The sequence below is a fragment of the Streptomyces sp. NPDC016845 genome, assembly GCF_044332585.1.
Classification (GTDB): Bacteria; Actinomycetota; Actinomycetes; order Streptomycetales; family Streptomycetaceae; genus Streptomyces.
In genome coordinates, this window is the sequence record NZ_JBIRPI010000001.1 from 753,807 (window position 1) to 772,829 (window position 19,023).

The following is a 19,023-nucleotide window of genomic DNA, read 5'->3' on the forward strand; positions in this document are numbered from 1 at the left end:
GCCGCCGCCCGTCAGGTGGCGGCGGCGTGATCCGTACTGGATCCGGCTCAGAGGCCGGCGACCAGACCGGTGGCCAGACCCGTGACGGCGCCGACGTTGACGCCGGTCAGGCCCTCGACCGTGCCGGTGACGCCCGCGACGACGCCCGAGACCGGGGCGATCGAGTCGACGGTGCCGGTCACGTTGGAGGCGAGGCCGCCGACGAGGCCGCCGGAGACGTTGTCCAGCTCGGCGTCGGAGATCTCGAGGGTCTGGACCTGGGGGGTGTTGCTCATGAGGAGAGCCGCCCTTCTCAATGGGTATCCGGGGTGTCCGGGTATTGCGGAAAACGCGGGAACGCGGCACGGAATCGGTGGAGGCGAATCCATGAGGTCCTGCGGTGCGGAGGATCAAAGCACGTTGACGCATCGCACAGCTAATCGGAACGTCCCCGGTGGGAGGGGATGTGCGAGGTCAATTACGGCCCGGTGCAGGTCCTTTCACCGGCCGATGCCATTCCCTTCACAACCTTCACGGGAGGAATTGCGCGAGAGGCGGGACCACTTTCAGCAAAATGGACACTCGCGCATCAATGGGTTTCCGTGTCCGTGCCGGGCGATGGATATTTGTGTTCCCGCGTGACTGCTCTGCGCACTCGCTGTGCAGGTTTCTGGCACACCACCGCCGCGGCCGCCAGCACGGCCGGTGGCACGAACCCCCACGACGGCGTACGCGCGTGCAGGGTCACCGCGCACGCGGCCCCGCCGACGACCGCGAAGAGGCGCGCCACGACCCAGAGTTGCCGGGCCCCGCGCCGTGATCCGTCCGTGAAACCGGTGACGAGGGTGGTGAGGGTCCCGGTGAAGTAGGTCGTCGGCGCGGCCCCGGCCGCGACCATCGCCGCCGACTGCCCGCCCATCGCGAGCGCGGCGGCGACGAGCAGCACGGTCCGCCAGGGCGCGTCGGGCCGCCCGTCGAGCACCGCGCCCACGACCGCGACGCCCGCGAGCAGCCCGGCCTGCGCCGCGAGACAGGCCACGGCGCGGCCCGGCCACTGGTCCCGCGGGGCCGTGCCCCGGCACACGCGCGCGACGAGCGCGGCCCCGACGACGTACCCGGCGAGCGCCCACAACGGGCCGGCCACCCCTTCGCCGCGCCCGGACCCGCCCCCGGCCACGTCCCCCACCGCCACGCCGAGCAGCACGAGGTTCCCGGTCATCACCCCGGCGAAGACGGTGCCGAGCGCCGTGAACGCGAGCGCGTCCACGGCACCGGACGCCCCGGCGAGCAGGAGGAGGCAGAGCTGGGCGCGAGTCTTCATACGGGGACGGTAGGCGCGGTGCCGCCCCCGTTCCGGCCCACCGCGCCGCCGCCCGCAACGAACTGTTCATACGTCACGGGGAATCGCGGCGGCCGGTGTGCTCGTTGTTCCTCGCATGACAGTGGGAGTGATACTCAACACGACCAGTTCCGACCTCCTCATCGACGACGCCGTCCGGCAGGCGCGCCAGGCCCGCGCGTCCGGCCTCACCTCCCTGTGGTTCGGCCAGACGCTCGGCTACGACGCACCGACGCTCGCGGCGGTCATCGGCCGCGCCGTCCCCGGCCTTCATCTGGGCACCTCCGCGCTCCCGGTGTTCGGCCGCCACCCGCTGCTGGTGGCGAGCCAGGCGCGGACGGTCCAGGCCGCCATCGGCGGGCGCTACCACCTCGGGCTCGCCCTCGGCACGAAGCTGATCTCCGAGGGCGCCTTCGGTATCCCCTTCGAGCGTCCGGTCGGCAGGCTGCGTGAATTCCTCACCGCGCTGCGGCAGTTGGTGCACACCGGGGAAGTGGACTTCGAAGGCGAACTGCTCACCGCGAAGACCTCGCTGCCCGCCTCCGTCCCGGGCGCCGAGCCGCCCGTGCCGCTGCTCGTCGCCGCGATGGGCCCGCAGGCGCTGCGGGTCAGCGGCCGGCTCGCCGACGGGATCCTGCCGTACCTCGCGGGCCCGCGCGCCCTGGAGGAGCACATCGTGCCCGAGGTGACCCGGGCCGCCGCCGAAGCGGGCCGCCCCGCCCCGCGCGTCGTCGCGTTCGTGCCCGGCGTCGTCACCGGCGACGCGGACGCGGTCCGCCCGGCCCTCTACGAGCAGCTCTCGTTCTACGCGCAGATTCCGTCCTACGCCCGCGTCGTGGAGCTCTCCGGCCACCACCACCCCGGCGACCTCGCCGTCGTCGGCGACGAGAAGACCCTGGCGGAGGCGGTGCGCCGCTACCGGGACGCGGGCGCCACCGAGGTGGTCGTCGGCGCCACCGAGGCCGACGGCGACAACTCCCGGGTACGGACCTGGGAGGTCCTCGGTGAACTGGCCTGAGCTGTCCTCACCCTGTGAAATGACCGTGAGGTGACCGTGAGGTGACTACGGGGCGGCCGGGGGCCGTCAACGGCTGTCGAAGCGCTTCGACGCAGTTCTGGACAGGCACCCGCCGCCGCCATAGGGTCGGTAGGCCGAACACCCCACGGCAGCCCGTCCCCGTCGGAGTGGTCCGCACCGGCGCCCCCCTCGTCACGGCTCAGGAGAACGACATGGTCACGCTCGCAGAGGTCGCCCGGCACGCCGGAGTCTCCGCCAGCACCGTGAGCTACGTCCTCAGCGGGAAGCGCTCCATCTCCGCCGCCACCCGTGAGCGCGTCGAGACCAGCGTCCGCACGCTCGGCTACCACCCGAACGCGGGCGCACGGGCCCTGGCCAGCAGCAAGTCGAACATCATCGCCCTGATGGTGCCGCTGCGCACCGACATGTACGTGCCGGTGATGATGGAGATCGCCATGGCCGTCGCCACCGCCGCCCGCGCCCACGGCTACGACATCCTGCTGCTCACCGGCGAGGAGGGCGCCCAGGCGGTGCGCCGTATAGAGGGTAGCGCCCTCGCCGACGCCATGATCGTCATGGATGTCGAGCTGGACGACGAGCGGCTGCCGCTCCTGCGCTCCGCGCCCCGCCCCGCCGTCCTCATCGGCCTTCCCTCCGACACCACCGGACTGACCTGCGTCGACCTCGACTTCGCCGCGGCGGGCGCCGTCTGCGCCGAGCACCTGGCCGACCTCGGCCACCGCGAGATCGCCGTCATCGGCGAGGCCGCCGCCGTCTACGAGCGGCGCACCGGATTCGCCGAGCGGACCCTGACCGGCCTGCGCGAGCGCAGCCGCGAACTGGGCCTGCGCCTGCTGCACCGCCCGTGCGAGGGCTCGTACGCCGCCGTGTCGGCCACGCTGTCCCGCGTCTTCGACGAGCGCCCGAACACCACCGCCTTCGTCGTGCAGAACGAGGCGGCCACCGACCCGCTGCTCGCGCTCCTGCGCCAGTCGGGCCGCGCCGTGCCCGAGGACGTCTCGGTCGTCGCCGTCTGCCCCGAACAGGTCGCCGCGCACGCCTCGGTGCCGCTCACCGCGGTCGCGGTGCCCGCGCAGGAGATGGGGCGGCGCGCGGTCGAGCAGGTCGTCGCGCGCATCGAGGGACGCGGATCGGACGAGGAAGTCGTGCTCCTGGAGCCGGAGTTGACGTTGCGCGAGAGCGCGGCCCAGGCCCCCGTGGGGGCCTGAGCCGCGCGCCTTCCAGGCCAAGGAGCCGGGTCAGCCGCTGGAGACCTTGAAGCTGTTGGTCCTGAAGTCCAGACCGCCGGACGACGAGGTGATCTCGTAGCCGAACTGGACGTCACCGATCGTCTCGTTGCCCCACCACCCCTTGGTGTCCTTGATCCACTTCAGGATCGGCAGGATGTTCACCGTGCCGGACGACGAGTCCGAGGTGCGCAGGAACGAGAACACCTCGTTGGCCCCGTTGTCACCCTTGTAGACGGTCCAGGTGTGCCCGCCGAGCGTGACGCTGCCCTGCGAGGTGCCGAGCGGGCCGACGGCGCCGTTGTAGTTGACCCAGAGCATGACCTCGTAGTCGTAGTCGCTGTCCCAGATGTCGTACGACGTGTTGTACGCGCCCGACGACGGCACCGTCACGTTGTAGCTGCTGGTGAGGGACGACAGCGAATTGATCGGCTTGTTCACGGTCTTCTTGGCGTTCGGGTAGGACTTGATGCCGCCCGTGTTCGGGTGGTCGGCCCAGACGCCCCAGTTCGACGAGGAGTTGGCCCAGATGGACTGGGCGCCCGCGCCCGAGCCCCAGATGTTGTTGTAGAGGATGTAGCCGTCCGAGGTCGTGTAGTTGCCCCACTGGTCGGACGACGACCAGACCAGCGCCTGCGCGGGAGCGGCGGCGAGGGCGACCGCGGCCGAGGCGGCGAGCGCGGCGCCGAGCAGGGTGCGGCGGCGCGGGGAGGGGTGTGGGGTGGGTGCCATGATGTTCCCTTCCATGGTGGGGGTGGGAATGGGGTGAGGCCGGAACTACCGTGTGCGCAAGGTGAGTTCGTGCACCTCGCCCGCGGCCAGGCGCAGCCGCCCGGGTCCGCCGACGGGGGTCATGAGGGCCACGTCCGCGTCCCGGCCGGGGTGGACGACGGCCGTGCACACTCCGCCGGACCAGGCCAGGTCGACGCGCGCGCCGAACCGGGTGCGCAGGCCGGACACGGCGCCACGCCGCCACCCGTCGGGCAGCGCGGGCAGCAGGACGAGCCGGTCGGGCGTGGACTGCAGCAGTGACTCGGTGAGGAGTGCGGGGAGGGTGTGCGCGGCGTCCGCGTTGTAGACGTCGCGGCGCGGATAGTGCGCGCTCATCAGTGAGCGGTGGAAGTAGTCGCCGGTCAGGACCTGGCGCAGGGCGTCGCCGACCCGGGCCGGGTCGCGCAGGCGGGCCGCGATCAGGGCGTGGTGGAGGTGGCCGTGCGCCGAGTCGTTCTCGGCGCCGCGCAGTTCGAGCGCCCGGTGCGCGGCCTTCGCCCACTCGGGTGTGGAGTACGGGTTGATCTCGTGGTGCGGCCACACCGGGTAGAGGTGGCTGAGGTGGCGGTGGTCGTAGCTGTCGTCGAGGCCGGGCCAGGCCCACTCCGCGAGCGCGCCGTCCGGGTTGATCCGGTACTCGGGCAGCCGGTCGGCGAGCGCGTTCCAGCGGTCGGCCTCGCAGCCCGGTCCCGGATGCCAGGCGGCGGCGGTGCGCAGGGCGTGCCGGGCCGCCGCGATGTCCATCGTGGCGTTCAGGGTGCCCCAGCTCGCGTTCGCCGGACGGTTCTCGGGCGAGTACGACGGCACGACGACCACCCGCCCGTCGGGCCCGGTGCGGCTGAGGAAGTCCTCGTAGAAGACGGCGACCTCGGCGAGCGCGGCGGCCAGCCAGGCGGGCCGGTCGCCCGTCGTCTCGGCCTGCTCGACGAGCGGGGTGAGCAGCCAGTCGGCGCCGGCCGTCCACAGGTGCATCGGCCACTCCCGCTGGAAGTGGTACGCGTGCCCGGACTCGCCGTCGGTGTGCGCGGGCGCGACGATGCCGCGCGCGCCGAAGATCTCCCGGGCGTTGTCCCGCCAGTGCGCCAGCTGCCCGCGGACGAGCGCCCCTTGCGCCTCGCTGACCTCGGGGAGCGCGCAGGCGGCGGCGGACGCCGTCTGCAGGTTCAGATTGGCGTCCGTGGTGAACGCGCCCGACCACGCCGTGTTCCACTCGCCGGTCCACAGCCCGGTGAGCCGGGGCGGCAGCGCGCCCGACGAGCTGAGCAGGTGGTAGCGGCCCGCCGCGAAGAGGCGCTCCAGGAGGGCGTGGCTGTCCGCGCGTTCGAGGAGGGCGCTGCCGGGGAGGCCGCGTTCGGCGGGGGGCGCGTTCAGGTCGAACGTCACCCGTTCGTACGCGGCGCGGTGCGGCCCCTCGTGGCGGGCGAGGAGGTCCGCGTACGTCACCGCCGGGTCGCCGGTCACGAGCGCCGCCAGGTCAGCGGCCTCGGTGGCGGCGTCCAGTTCGCCGGTGTGCCGGTGCACCCGCGTGAGCAGCAGCAGCCCCGTCGCGCCCTCGACGCGCAGGCCCTTGACGCCCACCGATGAGTGCCCGCCCTGCGTGAGCGCCAGCGTCACCCCGGTGTACGCGAGGTCGCTGTCCGGGTACCGGCAGCGCACCGTCACCTGAGCGCCGTGCGAGGTCAGGACGATCGCGCGGCCGACGCCGAGCCCGTCCGGCGCCCCGGCGAGCCGGTGGTCGAGCGACAGCTCGCCGTCGAGGCCCGGCCCGGTCACGTACTGCACGACCACGTCGTCCGCCCGGGAGACGAAGACCCGGCTGTGCCAGCCGCCGCACCGGGCGTCGACGACCCCCGTGGCGAAGTCGACGGCGCGGCGGTAGCCCCGCCACACCATGCTGTCCCGTACGAACCTGACCTGGAACGCCGGATGGAACGGCCGCACCCAGCGCAGGTCACGCCCGTCCGTGAACCGCTCGGCGGCGCTCACGTCACCGGCGAGGAGGCTGTCCTGCAGCGCGGGCAGCCGGTCGGCGAGGGCGGGCGGACCGGGCCGCGGTCCTCCGCCGTCCGGGCGGACCAGGGTGTGCTGGGTGACGATCACCCGGTCGTCGTGCGGGTCACCGAAGACAAGGGCGCCGTGGCGGCCGTTGCCGCTGAGGAAGGCGTCCTCCCAGCGCTCGGCCGGCGCCGGCTCCCAGGTGCCGTGCGGATGCTCAGGCAGCACCGGGCCCCCGCTCCGCGCGAGCGAGCACGGCCACGCCGAACCGGCCGAGCCGCACGCACCCCGTGTGCTCGGCGCCGCTCAGCACATCCCGGTACGCCGCGCCGTCCGGCAGCGGCACCGTCGTCTCGCCCCGCCCGTGGTGCAGAAGGAACAGCAGCCCACCCCGGCGTACGGCCTCCACCCCTGCGGGGAGGCCGGACAGTGGAGGCCGTACGCCCGCTCCGGCGGCGACGTCCGCGAGGAGCGAGCGCAGCGCCGGAGGTTCGGGGAGGGTGGAGAGGTACCAGGCGCGGCCCCGGCGCAGGACGGCGGGCAGCCCGTCGAGGTCGCCGCCGCTGTACGACGCCACCACCTCGGCGTCCGCAGCGGCAGTCAGCTCCTCCGACCACAGCGTGCCGCGGAACTCCCCGCAGTCCACGCTCTCCCGCTCGTCGAGGGGCCACCACTCGTGCAGCGTGCGGATGCCGAACAGTTCGCGGAGCCGGGCGTCGATGCCGCCGGCCCGCACCCGGTCGTCGGCGTCCGCGATCCCGGTGAAGAACCCGCACACGAGCGTCCCGCCGCCGCGCACGTACGCCACGAGGTTGTCGATCGCCGCGTCCGTGAGGAGGTAGAGCTGCGGCACGACGACCATCCTGTACGCGGACAGGTCGTGCTCGGGGTGGGCGAAGTCGGTGGGGAGATGCGCCTCCCAGAGCGCCCGGTGCCAGGCCCGTACGACACCCTCGTACGTGACGCGCCTCGACGGTCTGCCGTCCTGGTCGCCCGCCCACCAGGCGTGCCAGTCGTGCAGGACGGCGATACCGGATCTCTCATGGGCGCCTGCCACGTCGAGGCGGGCCAGCTCGGCGCCGATCCGCTTGACCTCGGCGAACGCCCGCCCCTGCGCGCCCGCGTGGCCGACCATCCCCGAGTGGAACTTCTCCGCGCCCTGCCGCGACTGCCGCCACTGGAAGTAGTGGACCGCGTCCGCGCCGCGCGCCACGGCCTGGAGCGACCAGAGGCGGTTGAGGCCGGGCGGCTTCGGGTGGTTGACCTCGCGCCAGTTCACCGGGCCGGCCGCCTGCTCCATGATCATCCACGGGCCGCGGGCCTGGCCGCGGGTCATGTCGGCGATCATCGCGTTGTACTGCCCGCCCAGCGGGTCGCGCGGGTCGGGATAGACGTCGACCGAGACGATGTCCTCCTGCTCCGCCCACGCCCAGCCGTCCTGCCCGACCCAGAGGGGCATGAAGTTGGTCGTGACCGGGATGTGCGCGGGGGAGTGGCGGCGTACGAGGTCGCGCTCGGCCACGTAGCACTCCATGAGCGCGTCCGAGGTGAAGCGGCGGAAGTCGAGGAGCTGGGCCGGGTTGCGGGTGTACTGCGCGCGGCGCGGCGGGATGACGTCCGCCCACGTGTCGACGTGCTGGCTCCAGAACGCCGTGCCCCACGCCTCGTTCAGCGCGGCGAGCGTGCCGTACTTCGCGCGCAGCCAGTCGCGGAAGGCGCGGGCCGACTCGTCGCCGTAGTCGAACGTGCAGTACTCGTTGTTGATGTGCCACATGCGCAGCGCCGGATGCCCGCCGTAGCGGATCGCCAGGTCCTCGGTGATCGCGGCGGCGTAGCGGCGGTAAGCGCTGGAGGAGTGCGAGAACTGCTGGCGCGAGCCCCACCACACGGTGCGCCCGTCCTCGTCGCGCGGCAGTGTCTCGGGGTGGAGCCGGCCGAGCCAGGGGGGCGGGGACGCGGTCGGGGTGGCGAGGACGACGCCGACGCCGTGCGCGTGCAGCAGGTCCATCAGCCGGTCGAGCCACCCGAACTCCCGCGCACCGGGCCGGGGTTCGAGCCTGGCCCACGAGAAGACCCCGACCGTGACCGAGGTGACGCCCGCCTCCTTCATCAGGCGTACGTCCTCGGCCCACACCTCCTCGGGCCACTGCTCGGGGTTGTAGTCGCCGCCGAACAAGAGGCGGCCGTCCACGGCGATGCTCACCCCTTCACCGCCCCGGTCAGCATCCCCTTCTTGAAGTGGCGCTGGACGAACGGCGACGCCACCGCTACCGGGATCAGCGCCAGCACCATGACCGCCATCTGGAGGCCGAGCGTGGAGAGTTCACCGGTGCGCACCGCCTGCTGAAGCCCTGTCGGTGCCGCCGTGTTCTTCTGCACGAGCTGGATGAGGACGTTCTGCAGCGGCATCATGTCCTGGTCGCTCAGGTAGATCGACGCGTTGAACCAGGCGCTCCAGTAGCCGACCGCGTAGAAGAGCGAGATGACGGCGAGCACGGCGCGGGACAGCGGCATGATGATCGTCAGCAGGATGCGCAGGTCGCTCGCCCCGTCGATGCGCGCGGATTCGGTCAGCTCGGGCGAGATGCCCATGAAGAAGCCGCGCAGCACGAGGATGTTGAAGACGCTGACCGCGCTCGGCAGGATCAGCGACAGATAGGTGTCGGTGAGCCCGAGCGACTGCACCAGGAGATACGTCGGTATGAGGCCCGCGCCGAAGAACATCGTCGCCATCAGCGCCATCAGGAGGAACCGGTGGGCGAGGCTGCCGGGCCGGGACAGGCCGTACGCCGCGAGGATCGACACCGCCATGGAGAAGACGGTGCCGACGAGGGTGACGCCGACCGAGACGAGGATCGCCCGGCTGACCTGGCCGCCGCCGAGCAGCTCCGTGTAGTTGATGAACGTGATGCCCTCGGGGAGCACCACGAGGCCGCCCGCCCGGTCGATCACCGGTTTCGGGGAGAGGCTGGTGACGATCACGATCCACAGCGGGGCGAGCACGCCGAGGCAGCACAGGACGAGGAAGCCGCCCTTCGCCGTGAGACCGGTCCTGCTCGGCGCCTCCTCCCACGCGGGTCGGGGCGGTGCCTGGAGGCTGCGGATCAGCTGCGTGTTGAGGCTCACTTCTTGTACACCCCCTGCTCACCGAGCAGATGAGCGAACTTGTTCGCGGCGAGGACGAGGCAGACCCCGATCACGCCCTTGACCAGGCCGACCGCCGCCGCGTAGCTGAAGTCGCCGTTCTGGATGCCCATGTTCCAGACATAGGTGTCGAGCACTTCGCTGGCGCCGGCGCCGACCGCGTCGCGCTGGAGCAGGAACTGCTCGAAGCCGACGCTGAGCGCGTCGCCGACCCGCAGGACGAGGAGCAGCGCGATGACCGGGCGCAGCGCGGGCAGCGTCACGTGCCACATGCGGCGCCAGCGGCCCGCGCCGTCCATGGCGGCGGCCTCGTACAGGTCGGTGGAGACGGCCGCGAGGGCGGCGAGGAAGACGATGATCCCCCAGCCGGCGTCCTTCCACACGGACTGCGCGGTCACCAGGAACTTGAAGAGGTCGGCGTTCGTCATGAGGTCGAAGCCGCCCCAGCCGTGCTTCTCCATCGTCTGCGCGATGATGCCCGCCCCGCCGAAGACCTGCTGGAAGACGGTGACGACGAGGACCCACGAGAAGAAGTGCGGCAAGTACATGATCGCCTGCGCGACGGCCCGGACCCGGGGCCGGATCACGCTGTTGATGAGCAGCGCGAGCGCGATGGGGATCGGGAAGAACAGCACGAGCTGGAGCAGGAAGAGGACGACGGTGTTCTGCGTCGCGTCCCAGAACAGGGGATCGTCGATCAGCCGCGAGAACTGCTCCACGCCGAGCCACGGGCTGTGGAAGATCGCGGTGACGCCGTTGCTCGCCGCGTAGGGGTCGTAGTCCTGGAACGCGACGACGTTGCCGAGCAGCGGGACGTAGTTGAAGAGCAGGAGCAGGGCGAGGGCGGGCAGCGTCATCAGGATGAGCGCGCGGTCGCGGCGCAGCCGGACGCGCCACGGGGTCCTGCCCGCCTTCCTGGATTCCTTGGGCGGTACCTGTGCCTTGGCCGCCGTGGCGGCGACCGCGGCCGTCGGTTCCTCGACGGCCGCGGGCGGACGGGTCCCGTCGGGCCTGCTCCCGGCGGTGAGAGACATCAGTTGCCGCTGCCGTTCTTGTCGATGAGCTTCTTGTACCAGTCGCGCAGCTTGTCGCCGCCGGAGGACTTCCAGGTCGAGATGGCCTGCTGCACGTCGGAGAGCTTCTTGTTGCCGCGTACGTAGTCGATCTCCAGCTGCTCGAACTGGCTGGAGAGGTTGGCGTAGCGGGTCGGCTCCACGATGTTCATGCCGTACGTGGACGTCTTCTTCATGAAGGCGCCCATCCGCTGCTCCCACTCGACCTGCTTGCGCGCGATGTCCGGGTAGTCGGGGTGCGCGAAGTAGGGGGCGGGGGCGGCGAGCATCACCCAGGCGTTGATGACCTCCTGGTTGCCCTGGTCGGTCTTGACCGGGACGCCGTCCTTGACCGTGTAGTGGGTGCCCTCGGTGCCGTAGTCGACGAGGATGCGCTCCTTCGTGCCGTACGGGGCGGCGGCGAAGTTGGCGGCGGCGAGGGCGTTCTCGACGGTCTCCTTGGAGGCGCCCTTGCGGATCAGCGACCAGATGCTGGCGGGCTGGCTGGCCCACAGCTGCGGGTCGCCGCCGTCGGGGCCGAAGATGTCCATCGCGTCCATCGCGAACTCGGGGTTGGAAGCGGCCTGTTCGGCGGTCTTGACGTACCAGTGGGACGTGTCGTTGTTGTACATGAGGATCTGGCCCGCGCCGAAGCGCTGGCCCGCGTCGCCGGAGCGGGCCTTGTCGTCGGGGTGGACGACGCCCGCGTCGAACACCTTGCGGGTCCACTCCAGGGCTTCGAGGTACTCGGGCTGCTCGACGCGGTAGGTCAGCTTGCCGTCGTCCTCGACGTGCCAGCCGAGCGTGCCCGAGGGCCGGACACCGAAGATGTTGAAGGCGGTCCAGGACATGTCACCGCAGGCGTACACCTTCGCCTTGGCGCTGGTCGCCTCCTTCGCCCAGCTCAGGAAGGTGTCGGTGGAGGTCGGGACCTCGTAGCCCTTCTTGTCGAAGACGTCCTTGCGGTAGTACGCGATGTTGAACGTCGCCGCGGCGGTCGGCATCGGGATGCCGCGCAGGGCGCCGCCGAAGATGCCCATGCGCCAGGAGTCCGAGGGGATCGCGGCGAGGTTCGGGTACTTCTTCACCTTGTCGCCGGCCAGGTACGGGCCGAGGTCCATGAACTTCGCGGTGACCGCGTTGGAGATCTTGCCGACCAGCTCCCAGCTCGGCACGACGACCATGTCTGGGACGGAGCTGGAGGCGAGGACCGCGCCGAGCTTCTGCCCGTAGGTGTTGCCGTCCTGGTTCTGCCAGGTCACCTTGGTGCCGGCCGCCGCGTCGAGCGCCTTGTAGTAGGCGCAGTCGCTCTTCGGCGGAGAGCCCCAGAACGGGGACATGATCTTGACGGGTGCTCCGGTGCCGAGCTTCTCCGGGACCGAGGCGGCCAGGCCCGCGAGGGTCACCTTGCCGGTGTACCCGGCGGCCGAGCCGTTCTTCGACGGCAGGTCCGGGTCGGCGAACTTGCTGGCGATGTAGGTCGGCAGCAGCTTGTCGGCGGCCTTCCCGGAGGTGGTGCCCTCCCGGTCCTTGCTGTCCGTCCCGCCGCAGGCCGTGAGCAGCGGCGCCCCGCCGGCCACGACAGCGGCGGCCAGGGCGCTGGAGGCGAGGAAGGTTCTCCGGCTGGGAGCGGAGGCGGAAGGCGAGTTCGGCGTCATTGCGGCAACCCTTCAAGGAACGCGTCGACGTTTTGTCGAAGCGCTTCGATGTTGCAGCGAGGCTAAGGGAACGTTTCCGGGGTCACAAGATTGGTGCACGGAATTCCTCAACCGACTTTCGCCGCACCGCTCTTGACACCTGCTGGGCAGAGTGCGGAGCATCGAAGCGCTTCGAAGATCCTGCTGCCACCTTTTCCGCTTCTCTGCCAAGGGACCCGTACGTGACCGACAACCCCCCGCTCCACCCCGAGACCGCCGCGCCCGCGGACAAGCGCGTCGACGATCTCCTCGCGACGCTGACGCTCGACGAACGCATCGCGCTGTTGCACCAGTTCACGCCCGCCGTCGAACGGGTCGGCCTCGCCGCGTTCCGCACCGGACAGGAAGCGCTGCACGGCGTCGCGTGGATGGGGCGGGCCACCGTCTTTCCGCAGTCCGTCGGCCTCGGCGCGACCTGGAACGACGACCTGGTGCGCCGCGTCGGCGACGCCGTCTCCGCCGAGGTCCGCGCGATGCGCGCCCGGGACGACCGTGTCGGCCTCAACGTCTGGGCGCCCACCGTCAATCTGCTGCGCCACCCGCTGTGGGGCAGGAACGAGGAGGGCTACTCCGAGGACCCCCACCTCACCGCCGCGATCGCCACCGCCTACACGCGCGGCCTGCGCGGCACCCATCCCACCTACTGGCGCACCGCCCCGGTCCTCAAGCACTGGCTCGCCCACAACAACGAGACCCGCCGCGACACGACGAACTCCTCCGTGCCTGCGCGCGTCCTGCACGAGTACGACCTGCGGGCGTTCCGCGCCCCGGTCGAGGCGGGCGCCGTCGCCGGGGTCATGCCCGCCTACAACCTGGTCAACGGCCGCCCCAACCATGTATCGCCGTACCTGCGCGAACACCTGCGGACCTGGACCGGGCAGGACCTTCTCGTCTGCTCCGACGCGGGCGCGCCCAGCAACCTCGTCGACTCCGAGCACTACTTCGACACCCACGAGGAGGCGACGGCCGCCGCGCTCGTCGCGGGCGTCGACAGCTTCACCGACCACGGCACGGATCCCTCGACCATCGTCGGACGCCTGCGCCGCGCCTTCGACCAGGGCCTGATCACCGAGTCCGACATCGACACGGCGGTCCGCCGTCAGCTCGGCGTACGGGCACGACTCGGCGAGTTCGAGGACGTGGACCCCTTCGCGGACGTACAGGACTTCGACACCGAGGCCCATCGCGCCCTGGCGCAGGAGGCGGCCGAGCAGGCGATCGTGCTGCTCAAGAACGACGGCCTGCTGCCGCTGCCGGACGACGCGAGGATCGCGCTGGTCGGCCTCCTCGCCGACGAGTGCAAGCTCGACTGGTACAGCGGCACCCTGATCCACCGCTCGACCCCGCTCGACGGGCTGTACGAGAGGTTCGGCACGGACCGCGTCACCTTCGCGGAGGGCGTGGACCGGGTGCGGCTGCGCTGCGACGACGGGTGGCTGCGGGTCCCGGACGCGCCCGAGGAAGCGCCTGGTCAGGACGGCGGGGCGGCGCTCGACCCCGCCCTGCTCGCCGGCCGCACCGACCTGCCACCGCTCACGGCCTCCCCCGACGAGGGCACGGAGCTCGCCCTGATCGACTGGGGCGACGACGTCCTCACCCTGCGCGCACCGGAGGGCCGCTACCTCTCCGTCGCGCAGGACGGCTACGTGCGCGCCTCCGCCGAGCAGCCCGGAGGCTGGATCGTCCAGGAGACGTACGCGCTCGAACCCCATGGAAACGGTCACCTCCTGCGGCACGCGGGAACGGGTCGGTACGTCTCTGTCGCCGCCGACGGGGTGAAGGTTGCCGACGAAGGCACCGTCTTCTCGGTCGAATTCGTCGAGCGCGGCGAGGAAGCCGTGGCCAGGGCCGCCGCCGAGGCGGACGTCGTGATCGTCGTCGCGGGCAACGACCCGCACATCAACGGCCGCGAGACCGAGGACCGCACCACCCTCGCCCTGCCCCCGCACCAGGAACGGCTGTGGCGCACGGCCCGCGCCGCGAACGCGAACACCGCCCTCGCCCTGGTCTCCGCCTACCCGTACGCCGTCCCCGACGCGCACGCCGAACTGCCCGCCCTGCTGTGGACCGCCCACGGCGGCCAGGCGGCGGGACGCGCGCTCGCCCGGGTCCTCGCCGGCGACGTCAGCCCCGCCGGACGCCTCCCGCAGACCTGGTACGCGGCCGACACCGACCTGCCCGGCCTGCTCGACTACGACGTCATCGGCTCCCGCCAGACCTACCTCTACTTCGAGGGCACCCCGCTCTACCCGTTCGGGCACGGCCTGTCCTACAGCTCGTTCGCCTACGACGCGCTGTTCGTGTCGCGCGGCGACGACACCCTCGAACTCACCTTCACCGTCACCAACACCGGTCCGCGCACCGCCGACGAGGTGGCCCAGCTCTACGTCCGCCCGCTCGGCATGCCGGTCCCGCGCCCGCGCCGCCAGCTCCTCGCGCACCGCAGGCTCACGCTCGACGCGGGCGCCTGCGAGCGCGTCACCTTCACCGTCCCGGTCACCGACCTCGGCCACCACGACGTGGCCCGCGACCGGTGGAGCGTCACGACAGGCACGTACGAGCTCGTCGTCGGCGCCTCCAGCGAGGACATCCGGCACACGGCGCTGCTGACGGTCGAAGGGGACGAACCCGCACCACGGCCGGTGCACAGGGAGGGCCTCGACGCGGCGTCCTACGACGAGCAGCGGGGCACCGAGATCGTGGACCGCACGAAGACGGCGGGCGACGCGGTGACGGCCACCGACTCCACCGGCGAACTCCTCTACCGCGCATGCGACTTCGGGCCCGGCGGGGTGTCGGGCGTGCAGGTGGAGGCGGCGGGCGAGGGCGTCGTCGAGTTGTCCGAGGGCTGCGCCGTCACCGTCCCGGCGACCGCGGATTCGTACACGTACACCACGGTGCGCGCCGACTTCACCGCCACCGGCGTGCGGGACCTGCGCGTCCGGCTGCGTGGTCCTGTCCGTCTGGCCAGGATCGCCTTCATCCCACGGGGGACCACCACATGAAGTTCACCGACGGTTTCTGGCTGATGCGCGAAGGGGTCCGCGCCGCGTACGCCACCGAGGTCCGCGACGTCAGGGCGGAGGAGGACCGGTTCACCGCGTACGCCGCCGTACGGCACGTGCGCGACCGGGGCGACACGCTCAACCAGCCGCTGATCACGGTCGACTGCTTCGCACCGGCCGAGGGCGTCATCGGCGTCCGCGTCACCCACCACGCGGGCAGACGGCACCGCGGCCCCGACTTCGAACTCCGCACCGGCGAGAGTGGCGGCGGCGCCCACGTCACCCGCGACGGCACCGTCACCGAGCTGACCTCGGGCCCGCTCAGCGTGCGCCTGGACACGGCGGGGGTGTGGGGCCTGGAGTTCCACGACACCTCGACCGGCCGCCGTCTCACCGCGATCGAGGACAAGGGCACCGCCTTCGCGACGACCCCCGACGGCGCCCACCACATGGTCACCCAGCTCGCGCTCGGCATCGGCGAGCAGATCTACGGCCTCGGCGAACGCTTCACCCCCTTCGTCAAGAACGGCCAGAGCGTCGACATCTGGCAGGAGGACGGCGGCACCAGCAGCGAACTCGCCTACAAGAACGTCCCGTTCCACCTCTCCTCCCTCGGCTACGGCGTCCTCGTCAACCACCCGGGACGGGTCAGCTACGAGGTCGGCTCGGAGTCCGTCGGCCGGCTCCAGTTCAGCGTCGAGGACCAGTCGGTCGAGTTCTACGTGGTCGCGGGCCCGGCCCCGAAGGACGTGCTGCGCCGCTACACCGCGCTGACCGGCCGCCCGGCACTGCCCCCGGCGTGGTCGTTCGGCCTGTGGCTGACGACATCGTTCTGCACCGAGTACGACGAGGAGACGGTGACCTCGTTCGTCGACGGGATGGCCGAGCGGGACATCCCGCTCAGCGTCTTCCACTTCGACTGCTTCTGGATGCGCGAGTACCAGTGGACCGACTTCGCCTGGGACCCGGAGGTGTTCCCCGACCCGGCCGGCATGCTGAGCCGCCTCAAAGCGCGCGGCCTGCGCATCAGCATGTGGATCAACCCGTACATCGCGCAGAAGTCCGCGCTGTTCGCGGAGGCGGCCGAGCAGGGCTTCCTGGTCCGCCGCCCGAACGGCGACATCTGGCAGTGGGACCTGTGGCAGCCCGGCATGGCGCTCGTCGACTTCACCGACCCGGCCGCGTGCGCCTGGTACGCGGGCAAGCTGCGCGTCCTGCTCGACCAGGGCGTCGACAGTTTCAAGACGGACTTCGGCGAACGCGTCCCGACGGACGTCGTCTGGCACGACGGTTCCGACCCCGAGCGCATGCACAACTACTACGCGCAGGCGTACAACCGGACCGTCTTCGACCTGCTCCAGAAGGAGCGGGGCGCGGGCGAGGCCGTCGTCTTCGCCCGCTCGGCGACCGTCGGCGGCCAGCAGTTCCCGGTGCACTGGGGCGGCGACTGCTTCGCGTCGTTCACGGCGATGGCTGAGTCCCTGCGCGGCGGACTCTCCCTCTCCCTGTCCGGCTTCGGATTCTGGTCCCACGACATCGGCGGCTTCGAGGGCACCCCCGACCCGGCGGTCTTCAAGCGCTGGCTCGCCTTCGGTCTTCTCTCCTCCCACAGCCGCCTGCACGGCAACGTCTCCTACCGGGTGCCGTGGGCCTTCGGTGAGGAGGCGGTCGACGTGGCGCGGCAGTTCACCCGGCTCAAGCACCGCCTGATGCCGTATCTGTACGGTGCCGCGGTCGAGGCGCACCGCACCGGCGTCCCGGTGATGCGCCCGATGCTGCTCGACTTCCCCGACGACCCGACGTGCCGCACCCTCGACCGCCAGTACATGCTCGGCCCGGACCTGCTCGTCGCCCCGGTCTTCTCGGCGGAGGGCGATGTCGAGTACTACCTGCCCGAGGGTGTGTGGACCCACCTCCTCACGGGCGAGCGGGTGCGGGGCCCCGGATGGCGCCGCGAGACGCACGGCTTCGACAGTCTGCCCCTGTACGTGCGTCCGGGCGCGGTCGTCCCGATGGCCGCGGACGACCGCCGCCCGGACGGCGACTGGCTCGAAGGCCTGACGCTGCTCGTGGCGCCGGGGGTACGGGACGTGACGGTGACCGTGCCGGGCCATGGGGCGGACGCCGGCCCCGCCGCCTCGTACCGGGTGCGCAGGAACGAGGACGACGGGGCCGTGACGGTCGAAGGGGCCGAACGGCCCGCTACGGTGCGGGAGTTGTAGACGGGGACGGGCGGTAGGCGAACCAGTCGAAGTGAACGGTGCCGGCCGCGGCGTACAGACCGATGACGCGGCCGGTGAACCCGCCCGCCACCTCGGTCGACAGATACCGGCCGTCGAGGGCGGCGAGCGCGGTGAACGTGCCGTCCGCCTCCTCGACCCCGAAGGCCAGCGTGTCAGGGCCGGTACGGGCGTCGTCGAGCGTCCGCGTCTCCGCGATGTCGACGCCGAGGACGAGCGGCTCCCCGTGCGTGGAACGTGCCGCGAGGACGGTGCGCGCCGGGCCGATCCGGGCGGTGACGCGTACCTCCCGCGCGTCCGCCTCGATCTCGTAGTGGTGCCCCTCGTCGAGGCGCACCGCCAGACCGCCGCGCCCTTGCGCCGCGTCGACACGGGTGCGGACGCGGCACGTCAGGTTCTCCTGCCGTCGCCCGACGAAGACGGCGTCGGGCTCGTCGAGCGACGCCCCGGCGGCGCGCAGCGTCAGCCGTCCGGGCGGCTCCCGCGTGGTGACGTGCGAGGCGGGACGGGAGCGCGGCGAGATCCACTCGGGGGCGAGCTCGGGGCTCGCGAAGTCGTCCCGGTAGCCGTCCGGGGCTCCCTCCGCGCCGCTGACGACCGGCCCCACCACCGGCCACCCGTCAACCCACGTCACCGGTGCGAGGAACGTCTCCCGGCCGAGCACGTGCCACCCCGGCGAGCCGCCGCGCGGACGCACCCCCAGGAACACCATCCACCACGCACCGTCCGGCGCCTGTACGAGATCGGCGTGGCCGGTGTTCTGGACGGGTTCGTCGGTGGAGCGGTGCGTCAGGACCGGATTGGCCGGGCACGGCTCGAACGGGCCCGTCGGCGCCGGACCGCGTGCGATCGAGACCCCATGGCCGCGCTCGGTGCCGCCCTCCGCGATCAGCAGATACCAGTGGTCGCCGATGTGGTGGAGGTGCGGCGCCTCCGGGGCCTTGGCGCCGGGCGTGCCGGACCAGACCGGGCGCGGCTCGCCGAGCGTCCTGCCCGTGTCCGGGTCGATGCGGAACTGGGAGACCCCGGCCACCGTGCAATAGCAGGCGCCGTCGTCGTCCCAGGCGAGGTCGGGGTCGATGCCGTGGACGCCGGGCAGCGGGACGGGGTCCGACCAGGGGCCGGCCGGGTCGGTGGCGGTGACCAGGAAGTTGCCGCCGTCGCTGACATTGGTGACGATCAGCCAGAACCGGCCGTCGTGGTGGCGCAGCGTGGGCGCGTAGATCCCTGCGGACGACGGCGACTCCACCGGCAGCCGCAACTGCCCCGGCCGGTCGAGGACGTTGCCGATCCGCGTCCAGTTCCGCAGGTCGCGGCTGTGGAAGAGGGGAATCCCGGGGAAGTACTCGAAGCTGGAACAGGCGAGGTAGTAGTCGTCGCCCACGCGGCAGACGGTGGGGTCGGGGTGGAAGCCGGGGATGACCGGGTGCGGGCCTGACATGGCGGTCCTCTGCGGATGGCGGTCGATGTCGAAGCGCTTCGATGTGCGGGGAGGATATGCAGGGGGAGTGCGGGGCGCAAGGGAATGGACGGGGG

Annotated in this window: 13 protein-coding genes; 4 read left to right on the top strand and 9 right to left on the bottom strand. The window is 71.8% G+C overall.

The window, feature by feature from the left end:
• Positions 1-47: 47 nt before the first annotated feature.
• Positions 48-275 carry a type A2 lantipeptide gene (locus ACH4RC_RS03130; RefSeq protein WP_398194386.1) on the bottom strand — a complete coding sequence of 76 codons (228 nt, stop codon included), beginning with the start codon at positions 273-275 and terminating at the stop codon, positions 48-50.
• A 293-nt stretch (positions 276-568) separates the two neighbouring features.
• On the bottom strand, positions 569-1,300 hold the full coding sequence (locus ACH4RC_RS03135) for a YoaK family protein (protein WP_398194388.1): 732 nt from the start codon (positions 1,298-1,300) through the stop codon (positions 569-571).
• A gap of 115 nt (positions 1,301-1,415) precedes the next feature.
• Here ACH4RC_RS03135 and ACH4RC_RS03140 point away from each other — a divergent pair, with 115 nt between their 5' ends.
• Positions 1,416-2,336 (top strand): LLM class F420-dependent oxidoreductase, encoded by a 921-nt coding sequence (locus ACH4RC_RS03140; RefSeq protein ID WP_398194390.1) that lies wholly within the window; start codon positions 1,416-1,418, stop codon positions 2,334-2,336.
• A 212-nt stretch (positions 2,337-2,548) separates the two neighbouring features.
• A complete protein-coding gene (locus ACH4RC_RS03145; RefSeq protein WP_398194392.1) occupies positions 2,549-3,565 on the top strand; it encodes a LacI family DNA-binding transcriptional regulator in 1,017 nt (338 codons plus the stop codon).
• A 30-nt stretch (positions 3,566-3,595) separates the two neighbouring features.
• On the opposite strand, the gene ACH4RC_RS03150 is transcribed toward ACH4RC_RS03145, so the two are convergent.
• From ACH4RC_RS03150 to ACH4RC_RS03175, 6 genes are read right to left on the bottom strand one after another with little or no spacing between them, the layout of a single operon-like run.
• Complete coding sequence (locus tag ACH4RC_RS03150; protein WP_398194393.1) at positions 3,596-4,315, bottom strand: hypothetical protein; 720 nt, start codon at positions 4,313-4,315, stop codon at positions 3,596-3,598.
• A 45-nt stretch (positions 4,316-4,360) separates the two neighbouring features.
• Positions 4,361-6,574, bottom strand: a complete 2,214-nt coding sequence (locus ACH4RC_RS03155; RefSeq protein WP_398195678.1) for a glycosyl hydrolase family 95 catalytic domain-containing protein — start codon at positions 6,572-6,574, stop codon at positions 4,361-4,363.
• Entirely contained in the window at positions 6,567-8,552 is a 1,986-nt protein-coding gene (locus ACH4RC_RS03160; RefSeq protein ID WP_398194396.1) for a beta-galactosidase, read from the bottom strand. The genes ACH4RC_RS03155 and ACH4RC_RS03160 overlap by 8 nt, the downstream gene beginning before the upstream one ends.
• Positions 8,549-9,475: a carbohydrate ABC transporter permease gene (locus tag ACH4RC_RS03165; protein ID WP_398194398.1), complete on the bottom strand. Its 927-nt coding sequence runs from the start codon at positions 9,473-9,475 to the stop codon at positions 8,549-8,551. The genes ACH4RC_RS03160 and ACH4RC_RS03165 overlap by 4 nt, the downstream gene beginning before the upstream one ends.
• A complete protein-coding gene (locus tag ACH4RC_RS03170; RefSeq protein ID WP_398194401.1) occupies positions 9,472-10,527 on the bottom strand; it encodes an ABC transporter permease in 1,056 nt (351 codons plus the stop codon). Before ACH4RC_RS03170 ends, ACH4RC_RS03165 begins: the two co-directional genes overlap by 4 nt.
• Positions 10,527-12,203 carry an extracellular solute-binding protein gene (locus ACH4RC_RS03175; protein ID WP_398194404.1) on the bottom strand — a complete coding sequence of 559 codons (1,677 nt, stop codon included), beginning with the start codon at positions 12,201-12,203 and terminating at the stop codon, positions 10,527-10,529. Before ACH4RC_RS03175 ends, ACH4RC_RS03170 begins: the two co-directional genes overlap by 1 nt.
• Positions 12,204-12,424: 221 nt before the next feature.
• Here ACH4RC_RS03175 and ACH4RC_RS03180 point away from each other — a divergent pair, with 221 nt between their 5' ends.
• Positions 12,425-15,247, top strand: coding sequence for a glycoside hydrolase family 3 C-terminal domain-containing protein (locus ACH4RC_RS03180; protein WP_398194406.1), 2,823 nt, complete (start codon positions 12,425-12,427; stop codon positions 15,245-15,247).
• Positions 15,244-17,469: an alpha-xylosidase gene (gene yicI / locus ACH4RC_RS03185; protein WP_398194409.1), complete on the top strand. Its 2,226-nt coding sequence runs from the start codon at positions 15,244-15,246 to the stop codon at positions 17,467-17,469. The genes ACH4RC_RS03180 and yicI overlap by 4 nt, the downstream gene beginning before the upstream one ends.
• Here yicI and ACH4RC_RS03190 read toward each other — a convergent pair.
• Positions 17,450-18,928, bottom strand: coding sequence for a glycoside hydrolase family 43 protein (locus ACH4RC_RS03190; protein ID WP_398194412.1), 1,479 nt, complete (start codon positions 18,926-18,928; stop codon positions 17,450-17,452). The two genes, yicI and ACH4RC_RS03190, sit on opposite strands and share 20 nt — an antisense overlap.
• Between the last annotated feature and the right edge of the window lie 95 nt (positions 18,929-19,023).

Coding starts and splice junctions, on each gene's coding strand:
- ACH4RC_RS03130 (WP_398194386.1), bottom strand. CDS start 275: ATGAGCAACACCCCCCAGGTCCAGACCCTCGAGATCTCCGACGCCGAG.
- ACH4RC_RS03135 (WP_398194388.1), bottom strand. CDS start 1,300: ATGAAGACTCGCGCCCAGCTCTGCCTCCTCCTGCTCGCCGGGGCGTCC.
- ACH4RC_RS03140 (WP_398194390.1), top strand. CDS start 1,416: ATGACAGTGGGAGTGATACTCAACACGACCAGTTCCGACCTCCTCATC.
- ACH4RC_RS03145 (WP_398194392.1), top strand. CDS start 2,549: ATGGTCACGCTCGCAGAGGTCGCCCGGCACGCCGGAGTCTCCGCCAGC.
- ACH4RC_RS03150 (WP_398194393.1), bottom strand. CDS start 4,315: ATGGCACCCACCCCACACCCCTCCCCGCGCCGCCGCACCCTGCTCGGC.
- ACH4RC_RS03170 (WP_398194401.1), bottom strand. CDS start 10,527: ATGTCTCTCACCGCCGGGAGCAGGCCCGACGGGACCCGTCCGCCCGCG.
- ACH4RC_RS03175 (WP_398194404.1), bottom strand. CDS start 12,203: ATGACGCCGAACTCGCCTTCCGCCTCCGCTCCCAGCCGGAGAACCTTC.
- yicI (WP_398194409.1), top strand. CDS start 15,244: ATGAAGTTCACCGACGGTTTCTGGCTGATGCGCGAAGGGGTCCGCGCC.
- ACH4RC_RS03190 (WP_398194412.1), bottom strand. CDS start 18,928: ATGTCAGGCCCGCACCCGGTCATCCCCGGCTTCCACCCCGACCCCACC.